Source organism: Streptomyces sp. NPDC001980 (assembly GCF_040296885.1).
Classification (GTDB): domain Bacteria; phylum Actinomycetota; class Actinomycetes; order Streptomycetales; family Streptomycetaceae; genus Streptomyces.
On sequence record NZ_JBEOYD010000086.1, the window covers coordinates 1 to 16,388 of the forward strand.

At 72.0% G+C, this 16,388-nt stretch carries 12 protein-coding genes; 6 read left to right on the forward strand and 6 right to left on the reverse strand.

Annotated features, from left to right (window positions below):
• Window positions 1–116: 116 nt before the first annotated feature.
• The 3 genes from ABT137_RS50235 to ABT137_RS50245 all read right to left on the reverse strand — a co-directional run bounded on the left by ABT137_RS50235 (window position 117) and on the right by ABT137_RS50245 (window position 4,074).
• On the reverse strand, window positions 117–1,724 hold the full coding sequence (locus tag ABT137_RS50235; protein ID WP_351720611.1) for an MFS transporter: 1,608 nt from the start codon (window positions 1,722–1,724) through the stop codon (window positions 117–119).
• Between the two features lie 409 nt (window positions 1,725–2,133).
• Window positions 2,134–3,378, reverse strand: coding sequence for a ThuA domain-containing protein (locus tag ABT137_RS50240; protein ID WP_351720613.1), 1,245 nt, complete (start codon window positions 3,376–3,378; stop codon window positions 2,134–2,136).
• 135 nt (window positions 3,379–3,513) lie between these two features.
• Window positions 3,514–4,074 carry a winged helix-turn-helix transcriptional regulator gene (locus ABT137_RS50245; protein ID WP_351720616.1) on the reverse strand — a complete coding sequence of 187 codons (561 nt, stop codon included), beginning with the start codon at window positions 4,072–4,074 and terminating at the stop codon, window positions 3,514–3,516.
• A 235-nt stretch (window positions 4,075–4,309) separates the two neighbouring features.
• On the opposite strand from ABT137_RS50245, the gene ABT137_RS50250 reads away from it, so the two are divergent.
• The 5 genes from ABT137_RS50250 to ABT137_RS50270 all read left to right on the forward strand — a co-directional run bounded on the left by ABT137_RS50250 (window position 4,310) and on the right by ABT137_RS50270 (window position 8,042).
• Complete coding sequence (locus ABT137_RS50250; protein ID WP_351720618.1) at window positions 4,310–4,495, forward strand: alpha/beta fold hydrolase; 186 nt, start codon at window positions 4,310–4,312, stop codon at window positions 4,493–4,495.
• Window positions 4,492–5,214, forward strand: coding sequence for a hypothetical protein (locus ABT137_RS50255; RefSeq protein WP_351720620.1), 723 nt, complete (start codon window positions 4,492–4,494; stop codon window positions 5,212–5,214). Before ABT137_RS50250 ends, ABT137_RS50255 begins: the two co-directional genes overlap by 4 nt.
• A gap of 130 nt (window positions 5,215–5,344) precedes the next feature.
• Window positions 5,345–6,319 (forward strand): zinc-dependent alcohol dehydrogenase family protein, encoded by a 975-nt coding sequence (locus ABT137_RS50260; protein WP_351720622.1) that lies wholly within the window; start codon window positions 5,345–5,347, stop codon window positions 6,317–6,319.
• 43 nt (window positions 6,320–6,362) lie between these two features.
• Window positions 6,363–6,980: an NADPH-dependent F420 reductase gene (locus tag ABT137_RS50265; protein WP_351720623.1), complete on the forward strand. Its 618-nt coding sequence runs from the start codon at window positions 6,363–6,365 to the stop codon at window positions 6,978–6,980.
• 117 nt (window positions 6,981–7,097) lie between these two features.
• Window positions 7,098–8,042, forward strand: coding sequence for a D-2-hydroxyacid dehydrogenase family protein (locus ABT137_RS50270; protein WP_351720625.1), 945 nt, complete (start codon window positions 7,098–7,100; stop codon window positions 8,040–8,042).
• Window positions 8,043–8,071: 29 nt separating this feature from the next.
• Here ABT137_RS50270 and ABT137_RS50275 read toward each other — a convergent pair whose 3' ends face one another.
• The 3 genes from ABT137_RS50275 to ABT137_RS50285 form a co-directional block, all read right to left on the reverse strand.
• Window positions 8,072–9,685 (reverse strand): serine/threonine-protein kinase, encoded by a 1,614-nt coding sequence (locus ABT137_RS50275; RefSeq protein ID WP_351720627.1) that lies wholly within the window; start codon window positions 9,683–9,685, stop codon window positions 8,072–8,074.
• A gap of 43 nt (window positions 9,686–9,728) precedes the next feature.
• Complete coding sequence (locus ABT137_RS50280; protein WP_351720629.1) at window positions 9,729–11,246, reverse strand: hypothetical protein; 1,518 nt, start codon at window positions 11,244–11,246, stop codon at window positions 9,729–9,731.
• 237 nt (window positions 11,247–11,483) lie between these two features.
• Entirely contained in the window at window positions 11,484–13,952 is a 2,469-nt protein-coding gene (locus tag ABT137_RS50285; protein WP_351720631.1) for a SpoIIE family protein phosphatase, read from the reverse strand.
• A gap of 219 nt (window positions 13,953–14,171) precedes the next feature.
• On the opposite strand from ABT137_RS50285, the gene ABT137_RS50290 reads away from it, so the two are divergent.
• Window positions 14,172–16,292, forward strand: a complete 2,121-nt coding sequence (locus ABT137_RS50290; protein ID WP_351720632.1) for a SpoIIE family protein phosphatase — start codon at window positions 14,172–14,174, stop codon at window positions 16,290–16,292.
• Window positions 16,293–16,388 lie beyond the last annotated feature (96 nt).

The window sequence follows — 16,388 nt, forward strand, 5'->3', positions numbered from 1 at the left end:
TGTCTTTATGTGGGGGGTTGTCCTCACTCGGCCGGAGCGGCGGGGCGGGGGGGGGGGGGTCGCCCGGGGGGGCGGGGGCCCGCGGGGGGGGGGGCCCCCCCGCTTCGCGCTGTGCCTCAGCCGGCGGCGCCGGCCGGGTGCACCGCCGCCTCCGGCGCCGTCTGCGGTGCGCGCGCCGGGCGGATCCCGATGAGGGCCACGGCGATCACCGCGGCCACCAGCATCCCGATGCCGCCGACGAGGGCGCAGGTGTGCAGGGCGTCGGTGAAGCTCGCGCCGTAGGCGGCCTGCGCCTGGCCGGTGCTCGCCGGGGTCTTCAGGTGCAGGAAGGCGCCCGCCTGGATGCCGACGTTGGACACCAGTCCGCTCACCTGGCCCTGGTCGGCGGGGCTCAGCCCGGACGAGGCGAGGTGTCCGGGCAGGGTGGCCAGGGTGCGGTGGGTGAGGATGACGCCGAAGACGGCGGGGCCGAGGGCGCTGCCGATCTGGCGGAGCGCGCTGTTGGCCGCGGCGGCGGTGCCCCCGAGCCGGTGCGGCAGGGCGTCCATGGCGATGGTGGTGATCGGCGCCATGGCGAGCGCGATGCCGATGCCGAGGACACCGATGATCAGGGCGGCCTCGCCGGTGCCGGTGTCGGCCTGGAAGGCGTTCATGAGCAGCGCGCCGATGCCGCCGATCACCAGGCCGGTGACGAGGAGCAGCCCGGGCGTGGCCCGGTTCATCAGCCGCCCGACCAGCGGGCCGAGCACCACCGTGAAGCCGTTGATGGCGATGAGGCGGATGCCGATGTCCAGCGTCGAGGCGTGGTGGACGAGCCCGAAGTACTCGCTGAGCGCGAAGACCAGGCCGACCTGGGCGAACAGGGTGACGGCCATGACGAGGGCCGCGCCGGAGAACGCCGACGACTTGAAGAGCCGCATGTCCAGCATCGGGCAGGAGGAGCGGAGTTCCACGAGGACGAAGCCGGCCGCGCCGAGGGCGGCGGCCACGAAGGCGATCACGACCTGGGCCGAGGACCAGCCGGCGCTGCCGCCTTCGATGACGCCGTAGACCAGTCCGGTGATGGCGACGACGGCCAGCAGCTGGCCGGGGACGTCCAGGTGGCGTTCGCGGTCCGAGCGGGAGTCGGTGAGGACGGCGGCGCCGATCACGGCCGTGACCACGGCGAGGACGAGCGAAGGCAGGAAGATCCACCGCCAGCTCGTGTGCGCCACGATCACGCCGTTGACGACCGGACCGAGGGTCAGTCCGAGGCCGAGGGCGGCCGTCCACAGGGCTATCGCGCGAGCGCGTTTGCGGGGGTCCGGGATGACGTGGCCGATCAGGGCGAGCGTGGAGGGCAGCAGCGCGGCGGTGCCGACGCCGGTGAGCGCCTGGCCCACGCAGACCTGCGCGACGCTGCCGGCGGTCAGGCAGACCAGGCAGCCGAGGCAGAACAGCGCAAGCCCGGCGAGGTACGTCTTCTTGCGCCCGTACAGGTCGCCCACCATGCCGCAGGTCAGGAGCAGCGCCGCGGTCGGCAGGATGAAGGCGTCGGTGATCCACTGCAGGCCCTCGGTGGAGGCGTCGAGTGCCTGTTGCATGACCGGCAGCGCGACGGAGACGCCGACGACGGGCAGGTACGAGACGAACACCCCGAGGCAGGCCAGCACGATGGTGGCCGTGATGTGCCGCGTGCCGGTGTCGGGCGGCGCGGACGACGGGGACGAGGCAGGAGAAGGCATGGCCACAGGGCACCTCGGAGCAGTGGAGTGACAGGGCGACGTCCGGGGGCGGCGCTGGGGTGACCTGTCGACTCCCGATCGACGGGTGCACCGCGGCTCTGCCGCCGGGCCGACAGCGGGAGGCGCGTCAGGTCGGTCCCGGCTGCCGTCCGCGCGGCGCCTGCGCGGCGGGTTCGGCCGGAATCTCCGTTGACGTGAGCCACTTCTGTCGGGGCAAGCGCTTCGGACCGTATACCGACGTGCCGCCTGCGGAGATGCCCTTGGACCTGCAACCTAAGGTGAACGGCGCTGACGCCTGCCCCCCCTTCCCGCTCCCCGGCTGCCACGGAGGTGCCGTTCTCCGGGAATACGTGAGACGCGGGCACGCCGTCTGCCGGCATGCCCGCGTCTGACAGGAGGGTCGGGTGAGTCAGGACGGGAGCGTCCAGTTCTGGTTGGCGGCCCCCGAGCAGGACCAGATCTGGAGCCGGGTGCCGTTGGCCGAGCTCGGGCCGGTGGCGTCGAGGCACTTGCCCGACTGCGGGTTGACGAGGGAGCCGTTGGCGCCGGCCTGCCAGACCTGCGATGCCGTGCCGTTGCAGTCGTACAGCTGCACCTTGGTGCCGTCGGCGGTACCGGCCCCGGTCACGTCCATGCACTTGCCGAGGGCGCTGAGGGTGCCGGAACTGCCGACCGTCCAGTTCTGGGCGCCGGTGCCGTTGCAGTCGTAGAGCTGTACGGCGGTGCCGTTGGCGGATGCGGCGCCCGCGACGTCCACGCACTTGCCGCCGTACCCGTGGATCGGTCCGGTGGCACCGGTGGGCGGGGTGACCGGACCGGACTGGCCGGCTGCCCACTTGATCTCCTGGAGCAGGAGCTGGTTCTGCTGGGCGCTCGCGAACGTCGACGACAGCGTGGTGTTGGTCGAGTAGTCCATCGCGTTGTGGCCGAAGTTGTTGTAGACCATCTTGTAGTTGCGGTTGGACCAGACGATCGGGTAGTAGCCGCTGTACCAGGTCTGGTTGGGGTCGGTGCCGATCGGGAAGGTGGACGGGGCCATCGAGGCGAGGATGTCGATGGCCGGGTTCTGCCGCAGGTCGTTCTGCCAGCTGTACCACTCGCTCACCGAGGACGTGATGGTGGACGGGAGGTTCGCGGTCGCCGGGTGCGAGGGGTCGTCGATCTGCAGGGTCTCCTGCGTCGGCCCCCAGGTGTTGCTCTTGAAGGTGCCGGTGCCGAGGAACGTGTTGTGGTACCAGGGCCAGTCGCTGGTGTTGTCGTTGTACGCCGAGACGTGGAAGCCGATGAAGCCGCCGCCGGCCGCCATGTAGTTCTGGAAGGCGGCCTGTTGCGAGGCGGTGTGGGGATAGTTGTCGAGGAACATGACGACCTGGTAGTTGGCCAGGGTCGAGGCGTTGAGCCGGCTCCAGTCCGTGGTCGCGGTGTACGTGAAGCCGTTGGCCGCGCCGGCCTGCGGGAACCAGGTGTTGGCCTCGTGGTCGAAGCTGATGTGTGCCGCGTCGTACGTGCCGTCGTAGAAGGCGATCACGTTGACGGTGGTGGCGGCGTGGGCGTCGTGGGCGGGGCCGGCCTGGACGCCGAGTACGACCGCGACCAGGGCGAGGAGTCTTAACAGGGTGCGGGGCCAGGCGAGGTGCGGGTGGGGGGTGTTCATGCGGGGGCCTTCCTCATACGTGACCGTCGGATACATATGCGGGTGAGCCGCATTGAAGGCCCCGGCGCGCGTACATGTCAATGGTGCAGACCAAGTGCCCCGGGGTGGCAAGTGGTCGGCGCGGGGTGACGGCGGTCAGCCGCCCGCGGGTCGCCCTACCGGCCGAGTGTCCGGGCCCGGGAGGGGATCCAGCAGGCGATGAGGCTTTCGCAGCCCGAGGGCGACTGGATCCGTGCGGGCCCCCTCCCCCGGGGTTCCCAGCGGGATCACCATGACGTCCTGCGGCTCTGGGACCGTGTCGCAGGCGACACAGCGTGCGGTGGGGTCGAGCGGCCGGCCGCAGTGTGCGTGTGTGAACGTCCGGCCGGGCTCGTGGTCACCGGCCGCGTACGCCTCGCCCCAGGCGCGCAGGGCGTACAGCGGCGGCCACAGCGTCCTGCCCTTGTCCGTCACCTCGTACAGCCGGCGCCCGCCGTGCTCCGGGTCGGGCCGGCGTTCGAGCAGGCCCGCGTCGACCAGGGCGGCCAGCCGGGCGCTCAGCACGGACCTGGGCGCGTCGAGGTGCGCGGAGAAGTCGTTGAAGCGGCGGACGCCGTAGAAGGCGTCCCGCATCACCAGCAGCGTCCAGCGCTCACCCACCACCTCAAGTGCGCGCGCCAGCGAGCAGTCCTGGTCCGGGTATGTGCTGGGCAACACCCCGCCATGGAACCACAGCGGGCACCTCGGGTCCATTGACCGGATCCGGAGCGCCGGACGGTGCACGGGATCAGGGCGGCCGCGGACCACGAACCGCACGGGATGCCGTGGGCCCCCGGGTGCCGGACCGTGGTGGTGACGGCGTCTCCCGGCGTTCGCGTGGCCGGAACGCCCGCCCACCCCTGGGCCCGCGGCACGGGCCGAGGCCGCCGCAGGAAGCGAGAGGAAGACCACCATGACGTCACCCGCATCGTCGGCCACCGTGGTGCTCGTTCACGGAGCGTTCGCGGACGCATCGAGCTGGTCCCGCGTCGTGCCCCGGCTCAGTGCGGCGGGCGTCGCGGCCGTCGCGCCGCCCGACCCGACCGGCGGGGGAGGCAATGACCAGCGATCACGGCTGAGCACGATGGAGAAGACATGACCGACCTGCTCTCGGAGGTTCTCGAGGCCCACGGCGGCACCGAGCGGTGGGAGCGGCTGACGACCGTGACCGCCACGATCGTCAGCGACGGCGAGCTCTTCGCGGCCAAGGGCCTGCCCCAGGACCTCCAGCCGCGGCGGATGACCGTGGACCTGCACGGCGAACACGCTTCGGTGTATCCCTTCGGGGCTTCCGACCAGCGTTCGGACTTCACCCCGGGCCGCATCGCGATCGAACGCACGGACGGCACGGTCGTCGCCGAACGCCTCGACCCCCGCGAGGCGTTCACCGGACACACCCTGGAGACGCCCTGGGATCCGCTGGACCGCGCCTACTTCAACGGATACGCCCTGTGGACGTATCTGACCACGCCGTTCTTCACCGTGCTGCGCGGCATGCGCGTGGCGGAGGCCGAACCCTGGGACGAGTCGCCGACCGAGCGATGGCGCTGTCTGCGGGTCACCTTTCCGGCGGACATCGCCAGCCACAGCACGGTCCAGGACTTCTACTTCGGGGACGACCGCCTGCTCAGGCGCCATGACTACCACGTCGACATCGCCGGGGGCTTCGCGGCCGCGCAGTACGTCCACGACATCCGGGAAGCGGACGGGATCAAGTTCCCCACCAGGCGTCGCGCGTACCTGCGCCGACCGGACGGACGGCCCGACCACGATCACGTCATGGTCAGTATCGATCTGAGCGACGTCCATTACACCTAATACATCGGATATGCCTTATGTATCGGATGGATCGGATGTATCCGAATGGAGATCATGCAGTCGTGCGCCGCACACCACCGCGAACCGCACGTGAGGCGACGCAAGGACCCGGTGCAAGGAGACGAGTCACATGCTCGCGATTCAGCTCACGCAGTTCGGCGAGCCCGAGCAGTGCCTGAAGGTCGTGGACGTGCCCGAGCCGCAGGCTCCCACCGCCGGCCAGGCGCTGATCCAGGTGGAGTACGCCCCGCTCGACCACCATGACCTGCTGCTCGCACGGGGCGTCTATCCGGTCCGCCCGGAGCTGCCCAGCGTCATCGGGAACGAGGGTGCGGGCACGGTGCTGGCCGTCGGGCCTGACGTGACGCACGTCCGCCCCGGCGACACGGTTCTGCTTCCCTTCGGCACCTTCGCCTGGTCCGAGCAGGTCCTGGCGGAGGCCGCGAAACTGACGGTCGTCGACCGGTCCATCGGCCTCGACCAGGCCGCGATGCTCACCATCAACCCCACCACCGGGGGCCTGCTGGTCGAGGCGCGTGACCTGCCGGCCGGATCCTGGGTGGTGCAGAACGCGGCGAACAGCGGGGTCGGCCGATCCGTCATCGCGTTCGCCGAGGAGCGCGGACTGCGCACGATCAATATCGTCCGCCGCGAGCGCCTGGTCACCGAACTCCGCGAACTGGGCGCCGACCTCGTACTCGTCGACCGTCCGGACGTGGCCGCCCGGGTGCGGGCCGCCATCGGCGACGAACCGGTGCTCCTCGGACTCGACGGCGTCAGCGGGAAGGCCACCGCACTGCTTCTGGACGTGCTGACCGAGGGCGCCCTGCTGGTGGTCTACGGCTACATGAGCGGCGAGCCCTTCACGCCCGACCGGAACGTCCTGCGGGCGAAGAACGTCACCACGAACGAGTTCTGGATGTACGAGGAGAAGTACCTGCCCCGTCATCCGGCCCTGGGCGCGGAGTCCGCGCGCCTGGTCGCCGAGGGAAAGCTGACCCTGCCCTCCGCCCCCGTCTACCGGGCCGCGGACTTCTTCGAGGCCCTCGCCCACCTGGAGCACAACGGCAAGGTCCTCCTGGACTTCAACCCCCGCCGCGCATAGAACGGCCCTTCGGGTACGACGGAGGAGACGGAGGAGGCGCATCATGGCCACGCACAGCACCATCGGTGTACTCGGCGCGGGCGAGGTGGGGCAGGCGGTCGCCGGTCAGGCCGTCCGTCACGGCCATGAGGTGGTCCTCGGCAACAGCCGGGGTCCTGAGACCCTCCGGGCCGTCGTGAGCGGGCTGGGGCCGACGGCCCGCGCGGGGACGGCCGAGGAGGCCGCGCGGCAGGAGCTCGTGTTTCTCGCGGTGCCGTTCTTCGCCGTACCGGAGCTGACCGGCCTCACCGACTGGGCCGGGAAGATCGTCGTCGACACGACCAACCAGTTCGCCGCGGCCGGCCCGTGGCGGGGCCGGTACGACGTCGGTGACCTCACGGGCAGCGAGTGGGTCGCCCGGCACCTTCCCGGCGCCCGGGTCGTGAAGGCGCTCAACACCCTGTTCGCCCCGTTCATCGCCGCGGACCCCCGGCATGCCGAAGGCCGGCAGGTCGCCTTCTACGCGGGTGACGACGCCGGGGCGAAGGCAACCGTGGCCGACGTGCTGGACGGGTTCGGGTTCGCCGCATTGGACCTCGGCGGTCTGCGGGACGGCGGGCGGCTGATGCAGCTCGACGGTCCGCTCAGCGCCAGGCACCTGCTGCTGCAGGACGTCGGCTGACGCGACGGCTCCGCGGATCGGCACGGCCTGCCCCGCGGACCACGTGCCGCACGGGATGCCTCCGGCACCGCTCAGGTGACACCCTGAAGATCGGGGCCGAGAGCGAGAGGAATGCGGATGAGGATCGCGATCCTGGACGACTACCAGGGTGTGGCGCTGGGCCTGGCGGACTGGGAGTCACTCCGCGCCGACGTGCAGGTCTTCTCGGAGGCCTTCGGCGGCGAAGGTGACGTCGTGGCCGCGCTCGCCGATTTCGAGGTGGTCGTGGCCATGCGCGAGCGGACACCTTTCCCCGCGTCGACCCTGGGCAAGCTGCCGCGCCTGAAGCTGCTGGTCACCACCGGGCCGGTCAACGCCGCGATCGACGTGGACGCCGCGCGCCGGCTGGGGATCACGGTCTGCGGGACCGGATATTTCTCGTACCCGACGGCCGAACTCACCTGGGGGCTCATCCTGTCCGCGGCGCGGCTGATCCCGCAGCAGGTGGACTCGGTGCGGCGGGGCGGTTGGCAGGAGGGTCTGGGGACGAGTCTGCGGGGCGCCACCCTGGGGGTGCTGGGCCTCGGCCGGCTGGGCACGGCGGTGACGGAGGTGGGGCGTGCTTTCGGCATGCGGTGCATCGCCTGGAGCCAGCACCTGACGCCGGCGGACGCGCAGGCGAAAGGGGTGACCTACGTGGCACGGGACGAGTTGTTCGAGCGCTCCGACGTGCTGAGCGTCCACGTCGTGCTCAGCGAGCGCACCCGGGGTCTCGTCGGGGCACGCGAGCTGGGCCTCATGAAGCCGACGGCGATCCTGGTGAACACCTCACGCGGGCCCATCGTGGAGGAGGCGGCGCTGATCAGGGCATTGACCGAGGGAACCATCGCCTCCGCGGCGCTGGACGTCTTCGACCGCGAGCCCCTGCCGTCCGACCACCCGCTGCGTTCCCTGCCGAACGCCGTGGTGACCCCTCACATCGGCTATGTCAGCCGGGATCTGTACGAGGTGTTCTACCGGGACGCGGTCGAGGACATCGCGGCTTGGCGGGCCGGAACGCCGGTGCGGACCCTCACGGGGTGAGTCGACCGTTTCCGATTACCGGGGTCCGCTCAGCCGTCGTACGGCATCACCTTGACGACCTTGCCCTGCGCGTCCGTCTGGAGGTACCCGCCCTGGCTGTACTTGTTGCTGAGGTAGACGGACATCCCGGCGGGGTCGCCGAAGGCGTTTCCCGGCAGGACGACGAGGAGGTAGCGGCTGGTCGGGTCGGGCACCTTGAGCCGCTTCCGGGCCTGGGTCAGCAGCGAGGGGACCTTGTCCCAGGCGAACCCGTCGAGGCGGACGGGCGTCCCCTCGCCGGGCAGGGTGCCGGAGATGATGTCCTTCTGCACGCCCTGGCCGGGGCGGTAGGTGTACATGTCGTACGCGGTGTCGCTGCCCTTCACCATCAGGTAGGCGATGACGTAGTCGGGGTACACCGCGAGCTTGCCGAAGCGGTCCCGGCCGGTCTGCTTCTCGAAGGCCGTGACGGCGGTGCGGATGCCTTGCGGGGTCAGCAGGTCGGTCGTGGCGGTCTGCTCCGTGGCCGTGGGTGAGTGGGTGCTCCCTGCCGAGGGCGAGGCCGAGGTCTTGGGAGCCGTGGTGCCCGAGTCCGTGGACCCGGAGGCGTCGTTGCCCGTGCCCGGCAGCAGCGTCCACGCGAGCACGCCGGCGACGGCCACCGCGGCCGTCGGCAGGAGGAGCAGTGTCCGGCGGCGGCTCGGGGCAGGCCCGGGGGACGTCGGCGCCGTGTGCGGCAGCGGCACATCCTGGGGTGTCGCGTCCTGCGGTGGTGCGGCCGGAGGTTGCAGGGGGAAGGACGTGGGGGACTCGGTCTGCCGGGCGGCTCGGGCCAGCATCCGCTCCAGTGCGGCGGCGTCGGGGCGGGCCGCCGGGTCGCGGACGAGGACCCGGTTGAGGACGTCGGTGAGAGGCCCGGCCTGGACCGGCGGCGGAACGTCCTCGGCGAGGACCGCGGCGAGCGTGGCGAGGGTAGTGCCCCGGCGCAGCGGATGGTGGCCCTCGACGGCGACGTACAGCATCATCGCGAGCGACCACAGGTCCGCGGCCGGCCCGCCGTCCTTGCCGGAGACGCGTTCGGGCGCCATGTAGTCGGGCGTGCCGATGACCGACCCGGTGGCGGTGAGGGCGGTCGACTCGCGGACGGCGGCGATGCCGAAGTCGGTGAGCACGGGGCGCCCGTCGGGGCGCAGCAGGACGTTGGCCGGCTTGACGTCGCGGTGTTCGATGCCCGCCTCGTGGGCGGCGCGGAGCGCGGCCAGCACCTCGCGGCCGATGCGTGCGGCCTCGACCGGGTTCATCGGACCGGCGGCGAGGCGGTCGGCGAGCGAGCCGCCGGTCACGAGTTCCATGACGATCCACGGGTAGGTCCCCGGCCCGCCGTCGACGATGTGATGGATCGTCACCACGTTCGGGTGGTCGAGCCGGGCCAGCGCGCGGGCCTCACGCAGCACCCGTTCCCGCAGCAGCCGCGCGGCCTCCGGGTCCCACTCGGCGAGCCCGGGGTCGGACGGCCGTACCTCCTTCACGGCCACGCTGCGCCGCAGCACCAGGTCGGTGGCCCGCCACACCGTGCCCATGCCGCCGCCACCGAGCCGTGCCACCAGCTCGAACCGCCCGTCGACGACCCGTCTCGCGGGGTCGTCCCTGCCCTCGCCGTTCATGCGCGGGAGCTTAGTTGGCCCCGCCGACAGCCTCTGGCCCCGCTCAGTAAGTGGACCCCAGCGTCTGCGTCGTGTACGCGCACTCCGTGTAGATGTAGCCGTAGCGCAGCTTCGCGGTGTCGGAGCCCGGGGTGGCGGTGCTGTCGCTCTTCGGCTTGTGCACGAAGTACGTGGTGCCGGGCGGGAGACTGATCGTGCGCTGCGGGTAGTTCTTGCCGCTGTCGCTGCACGGCTCCCAGCCGCTGATGAGCGGGCTGGCGAACGAGTACGCCTTGCAACTGCCGCACGCCTTCAGGGTGAAACTGCCGGTGACCGGGCCCGTGTACAGGACGGTGATGTCGTCGGGGCTGTCGTTCTTGACGGTCACGGAGATGCCGCCGCCGGAGGCGGTGGTGGGCAGCTTCTTGCCGGCGGCCGGGAGGGTCTGGGCGACCTCGGCGCCGATGGCGATCTTGCGGGCGCGGTCGCGGTTCCCGTCGTGCGGGTTGTCGGTGACGAACTGCTGCATGGTCTGCTGCGCCTGCTCGTAGTCACCGTCCTCGTACTGCTTGACGCCGCACTGGTACTCCCCCGCGTCACCGCTGCGCTCGGCCCGGCCGGCGACCTTGACGAGACCGTCGGCCTGGGTGCTCGACCCGTTCGACAGCTGGATGATCTGCGTGTTCAGAGTGCCCAACTGCTTGACGGCGCCGCAGGGATCCTTCCCGGAGACCGCCTTCGCCGCCTTCTTCTCCGCGGCGTCCACGGCGGGTACGACCTTGGCGGCCTGGTCGGAGTCGGGGAAGGTGCTCAGGAGGTCGCCGAACCGGGTGACCCAGTCGGTCCCGCCGTCGCCGAGGCCCTCCGCCCCGCACTCGTACAGCGAGGTGGCCAGCCGGTCGTCGGGCCAGTGGGCGAGCGTGCCGAGCTGGTCCTTCGGCATGGAGTCGGGTACCGTCCGCAGGAATTGGAGCGGTTCGACGGCCGAGCAGTAGTCGCGGTGGCTGTAGGCCGCCGCGACCGTCGTGTAGTAGGTCTTCAGGCGGTCGGGGACCTGGCCGGCGGCGCGCGAGCCGGAGTGGTGGACGGCGAGGTCGCGGTAGACGGCCAGGGCGTCCCGGTACCCGGACCTGGCCGTGCCGAAGTCCTGCCCGGCGGCCGCGCTGACCTGCCGGTCGGCGCGGTCGAGTCGGTCGAGGAGGGCGCGTTCGACGGCTTCGTTCTGCGCGCTGTCGTACCAGAGCGCACCGCCGACCGGGACGGCGAGCAGGACGATGCCCAGCACGAGCGCGACGGGCCGCTGTCCCGGCCGCACCAGGCGGGTGCGCAGGCCGGCGAACCAGCCGTGGACGGCGGCCAGCAGGAGGAGAACGGCGTACAGGACGAGTGCGGTTCCGGGTACGCCGTCGGCGTCCGCGGGCAGGGCCACGAGCAGCAGGACGACGGTGGCCGCCAGGCACACGGCCGTCGGGATCCATCTTCGCAGGAGCAGGTAGCCGAGGCCGAGGCCGCTCAGGTTGAGCAGGGCGACGGCGGTGGCGCGCAGGGCGTCCGGCGGGGCGGGCGGCGGAGCCGACGGCATGGGCGGCACGAAGGGGCCCGGGGTCGGGAAACCCGGGCCCGGGGCGGCCTGGCCGGGGAACCCCTGGTGGGGGAGGCCGTGGTTCGGCGGTCCCTGGTGCGGTGGTTCCTGGTGTGGACCATACGCGTCCCCGGACATGGCGGCTCCCCCAATTGCTGCCGAATCCTTCGGAATTGATAGCGTACGGCCATACGTGCGAATGTGACAGGGGCACGAAGACGGTCAGTACATGCCCGGTCACGCCCCGGGGATCTCCTGCTCAGCCCAGATGATCTTGCCCTCTCCGGTGTAGCGGGCGCCCCAGCGGCGGGCGAGCTGGGCCACCAGGAAGAGGCCGCGGCCGCCCTCGTCGGTGCTGCGGGCGTGCCGCAGCCGGGGTGCGGTGCTGCTGGCGTCGGCGACCTCGCAGGTCAGCCAGGCGTCGCGCAACAGCCGTAGCCGGATGGGCGGTTCGGCGTAGCGGATGGCGTTGGTGACCAGTTCGCTGACGATGAGTTCGGTGGTCGTCGCCAGTTCGTCGTAGCCCCACGCGACCACCTGGCGGACCGCCTCGGCGCGGATGTCGGCGACGGCGGCCGGGTCGACGGGCACGTCCCAGGAGACGACGTGGTCGGCGCCCAGGGCGTGGGTACGGGCCAGCAGCAGCGCGATGTCGTCGGGCTGGGGAACGGGGACCAGCTGCTGCACGGCCGACGTGCACAGCGTGTCGAGATCGGCGCCGGGGACGGCCAGCGCGCCGCGGAGGCGGGCCATGCCCAGTTCGACGTCCTGGTCGGCGCCTTCGATGAGGCCGTCGGTGTAGAGGCCGAACAGACTGCCCTCGGCGAGTTCGATCTCGGTGGCCTCGAAGGCCATGCCGCCGAGCCCGAGCGGCGGTCCGGCGGGGATCTCGGGGAAGTGGACGTGTCCGTCGGGTGAGACGACCACCGGTGGCGGGTGTCCGGCGCGGGCCATCGCGCACCGCCGGGTCACCGGGTCGTAGACGGCGTACAGGCAGGTCGCCCCGACGAACGTGTCCGCACTGCCCTCCACCACCGCGCCCGCGTTCCCCTCCTCACCCAGCCGCAGCACGAGGTCGTCGAGGTGGGCGAGGAGTTCGTCGGGGGGCATGTCCATGTCGGCGAGGGTCTGCACGGCGGTGCGCAGCCGGCCCATGCTCGCCGCCGCGGTGAGGCCGTGGCCGACCACGTCGCCGACGACCAGCCCGACCCGGGCACCGGACAGCGGGATCACGTCGAACCAGTCGCCCCCGACGCCGTCCGTCGCGTCCGCCGGCAGGTAGGAGGAGGCGACGTCCAGGGCCGTGCCTCCGGTCAGGGCGTGGGGCAGCAGGCTGCGCTGAAGGGTGACGGCCGCCGTGTGCTCCCTGGTGTAGCGGCGGGCGTTGTCGACGCAGAGGGCGGCGCGCGCGACCAGTTCCCGGGCGAGCAGGACGTCGTCGGGTCCGAAGGAGAGCGGGTTGAGCGAGCGGGCGAACGTGGTCAGGCCCAGGACGGTGTTGCGCGCCCGCATCGGGACCGAGATCAGGGTGTGCAGCCCGAACTCCCGGATGCGGGCGGTCCGCGCGGGCTGCTCGGTGACCCACAGGCGGTCGTCCGGGTCGAGTTCGGGGATGAGGACCGGCTCGCCGTTGATGAGCAGGTCGACGCCGTGCGGCGGGGGCAGGAAGTCGACCGGGTCGCCGATCCGCGCCACGGCCTCGGGGCTGCCCTCGCGGACCGTCCGCAGCGCCGCGCGCCGCATCACCGCCCGGGCGGGGGCCGGGCCCGCGTCGGGCAGCCAGGCACCGTGTCCCTCGTTGCTGAGGACGGGCTCCAGCAGGTCGACGATGACGAAGTCGGCGAAGCGCGGGACAGCGAAGTCGGCGAGTTCCTGGGCAGTGCGCAGCACGTCGAGGGTGGTGCCGATGCGGGTGCCGGCCTCGTTGACCATCGACAGCAGCTGCCGCGCGTTCCAGCGTTCGGTGACGTCGGAGACCATGTAGCAGACGCCGGTCACCGAGCCGTCGGGGGCGACGAGGGGAAAGAACGACGTCGAGTAGGCGCGCTGGCGGTGCGGATCGGACCAGCTCCAGCCGAGGTACTCGTAGTCGGTGACCGGCTCCCGGGTCGTCAGCACCTTGCGCATCAGGCCCTCGATGGTGCTCACCTGCAGACCGGGCAGCAGTTCGCTCAGCCGGCGGCCCAGGCGCTGCTCGCGGGGGACCCCGCCGAACTGCTCCAGGGTGTCGTTCAGCCAGACGTACCGCAGGTCCAGGTCCATCACGGCCATGCCGATCGGTGACCGGGTGAGGAACCCGTCGAGAACGGACTGGCCCACCGTCCACTGCGGGCGCTGCTCCCGCGCCGAGACCAGGAAGCACTCCTCGCCGTCGATCCGGAAGGACGCGGAGACCCGCAGGTCGACGACGACGCTGCGGCCGTCGAGGTGCCGTACCGGGACGAGGCCGCTCCATCCCATGCCGGAGCGGCAGCGCTCGGCTACGCCGGCGGCCCGGGCCGGGTCGACGCGCATGGCGAGCAGCCGCGCGGCGGGGCTGCCCAGCACCGCGGCGGCCGGATGGCCGAGCAGGGTCTCGGCGCCACGGGTCCAGCCGATCACGTCGCCCTCTGCCGACAGCACCGCCGCAGCGTCACTGGAGGCGTCCAGGAGGTCGTGGGGCCCCACGGTGGTCGGCACGTCGAAATCTTCTCGCGGAGAATCCATTGGCTACATCCTGTACGTACCCCCATGTTCCTGCTTGTCCACCCGTTGCGCACGGCCCCTGACGGGCGGGTAACGGGCGGCCGGACACAGCGCGTGAGACCGGGCCCGGACCGGGGTACCCGGCCTGGAGTTGGGGCGAGCCGCGAGCCGGGGGCAGCATGGAAGGGCCGTAGCAACGGCATCGGCATCGGCCCGGCGGCCGGTGGAGGTGGTTGAGGGATGGCTGTGGATTCCCTGCGGTCCGGTGACGCCGACGGTTCCGGCGGCTCCGGCGGCTCCGGCGGCTCCGGCGGCTCCGGCGGCGAGGAGTACGGCTCCGGCCTACCGCGCCCGACCGGTCTGCTGGACGTCCTGAGCGTGGCGGCGGTGGCACTGGACTCGCAGGGCCGGATCGTGTTCTGGACCCCGCAGGCCGAGGAACTCTTCGGCTACACGTCCGAGGAGGCCCTCCGCAGGAACGCGGCGCGGCTACTCGTTCAGCCGGAGCATCTGAAGGCCGCGGTGAAGGTCTTCATGGACGTACTGGAGACCGGACGCAGTTGGGCCGGTGCCTTCCCCGTCCGGCACAAGGACGGCAGCAGCCGGCTGATGGAGTTCCGCACCATGCGGCTGCTGGACGATCTCGGCGACGTCTACGCCCTGGGCATCGTCGCCGACCACACCCTGCTCCAGCGGCTGGAGACCGACCTGGCGCTGTGCGAGCGGCTGATCAGCCAGTCCCCGATCGGCCTGGCCCTGCTCGACCCCGATCTGTGCTATCTCCTGGTGAACCCGGCGCTGGAGCGGATCGACGGCGTCCCCGCCGAGGAGCACATCGGCCGCCATCTGCGGGAGACGCTGCCGCTGCCCGACATCGACACCGTGGAGTCGGCGCTGCGCCAGGTGCTCACCACGGGCACGCCGCTGCTGGACCAGTACCACGTGGGCCGTCCGCCGGCCGACCCCGAGCACGAGCACGCCTGGTCGTTGTCGTTCTACCGGCTCGAGGACCCCGGTGGCCGGGTCCTGGGCGCCGCGATCTCGGTGGTCGACGTGACGGAACGGCACCGCGCGGCGGCCGAGGCCGACCGGGCCCGGCGCCGCCTGGCCCTGATCGCCGACGCCTCGGCCCGGGTGGGCACCTCGCTGGAGGTGGAGCGCACGGCGCACGAGCTGGCCGAGATCGCCACCCCGGTGCTCGCGGACGTGGTCGCGGTGGACGTGCTGGACGCGGCGCTGGCCCTGCGCCGCTCGCGCCGCCCCGACAACGGCCCGGAGCTGTTCCGGGCCCTCGCCCTCGAGGCCGCCCATCCCACGGTCGCCCTGCGGGCCGCCGACACGCCCGGTGACCTCGCCTCCTACGACGGCGACCGGCTGGTCACGCTGTGCGTGCACACCGCCCGGCCGGTGCTGGTCCCGCGGGTCGGCAAGCAGGACCTGCCACGCATCGCCCGCAGCCCGGAGGCCGGGGTCCTGCTGGAGGAGGCGGGCGTGCACTCGTATCTGGCGGTGCCGCTGATCGCACACGGCGAGGTGCTCGGCGCTCTCGACCTCAAGCGGACCCGCAATCCGCTCCCCTTCGACGAGGACGACGTCGTCCTCGCCACCGAGCTGGCCGGGCGGGCGGCCGTGGCCATCGACAACGCCCGCTGGTTCCAGAGCGTGCGCAACACCGCCCTCACCCTCCAGCGCAGCCTGCTGCCGGACCACCCGCCCGAGCACACCGGCCTCGAACTGGCCTCGCGCTACGAACCGGCGCAGGCGACGAGCGAGGTGGGCGGCGACTGGTACGACGTGATCCCGCTGTCGCAGGACAGAACCGCGCTGGTCGTCGGCGACGTGATGGGCAACGGCATCGACGCGGCCGCCACCATGGGCCGGCTGCGCACCGCCACCTGTGCCTACGCGGACCTGGAGCTGCCCCCGGCCGCGGTGCTCCGGCACCTCGACCGGATCACCTGCGATCTGGAGCACTACATCGTCACCTGCCTGTACGCGGTGTACGACCCGCACACCAGGAGCTGCGAGATCGCCAACGCGGGCCACATGCCGCCCGCACTGGTGCACGCCGGCCGGCCGCCGGCCCTCCTGGAGCTGCCGGCGGCCGCCCCGCTCGGTGTCGGCGGCATTCCCTTCGAGACGACGACCGTCACCTTCGACGCGGGTGACCTGCTGGTCCTGTACACCGACGGCCTGGTGGAGACCCGCCGCCACCCCATCGACGACCGCCTCGACGTCCTCCTCGGCTTCCTCGACGAGCCCCACCGCCCCCTGGAAGAGACCTGCGACCTCCTCCTGCACGGCCTGCGCCACCCCGACGACCACGACGACGTGGCGCTGCTGGTGGCGCGGGCGCTCTAGCGCCCCGTCAGGGGCGCTGGGGGTACCCCCGGCCGAAGGCGGGGGGAGGAACTGCGCGACCAGCCACCACGGCGCCGCACCCGCCGACGCACCGCA

Coding starts and splice junctions, on each gene's coding strand:
- ABT137_RS50235 (WP_351720611.1), bottom strand. CDS start 1,724: ATGCCTTCTCCTGCCTCGTCCCCGTCGTCCGCGCCGCCCGACACCGGC.
- ABT137_RS50240 (WP_351720613.1), bottom strand. CDS start 3,378: ATGAACACCCCCCACCCGCACCTCGCCTGGCCCCGCACCCTGTTAAGA.
- ABT137_RS50250 (WP_351720618.1), top strand. CDS start 4,310: ATGACGTCACCCGCATCGTCGGCCACCGTGGTGCTCGTTCACGGAGCG.
- ABT137_RS50255 (WP_351720620.1), top strand. CDS start 4,492: ATGACCGACCTGCTCTCGGAGGTTCTCGAGGCCCACGGCGGCACCGAG.
- ABT137_RS50260 (WP_351720622.1), top strand. CDS start 5,345: ATGCTCGCGATTCAGCTCACGCAGTTCGGCGAGCCCGAGCAGTGCCTG.
- ABT137_RS50265 (WP_351720623.1), top strand. CDS start 6,363: ATGGCCACGCACAGCACCATCGGTGTACTCGGCGCGGGCGAGGTGGGG.
- ABT137_RS50270 (WP_351720625.1), top strand. CDS start 7,098: ATGAGGATCGCGATCCTGGACGACTACCAGGGTGTGGCGCTGGGCCTG.
- ABT137_RS50275 (WP_351720627.1), bottom strand. CDS start 9,685: ATGAACGGCGAGGGCAGGGACGACCCCGCGAGACGGGTCGTCGACGGG.
- ABT137_RS50280 (WP_351720629.1), bottom strand. CDS start 11,246: ATGCCGTCGGCTCCGCCGCCCGCCCCGCCGGACGCCCTGCGCGCCACC.
- ABT137_RS50285 (WP_351720631.1), bottom strand. CDS start 13,952: ATGGATTCTCCGCGAGAAGATTTCGACGTGCCGACCACCGTGGGGCCC.
- ABT137_RS50290 (WP_351720632.1), top strand. CDS start 14,172: ATGGCTGTGGATTCCCTGCGGTCCGGTGACGCCGACGGTTCCGGCGGC.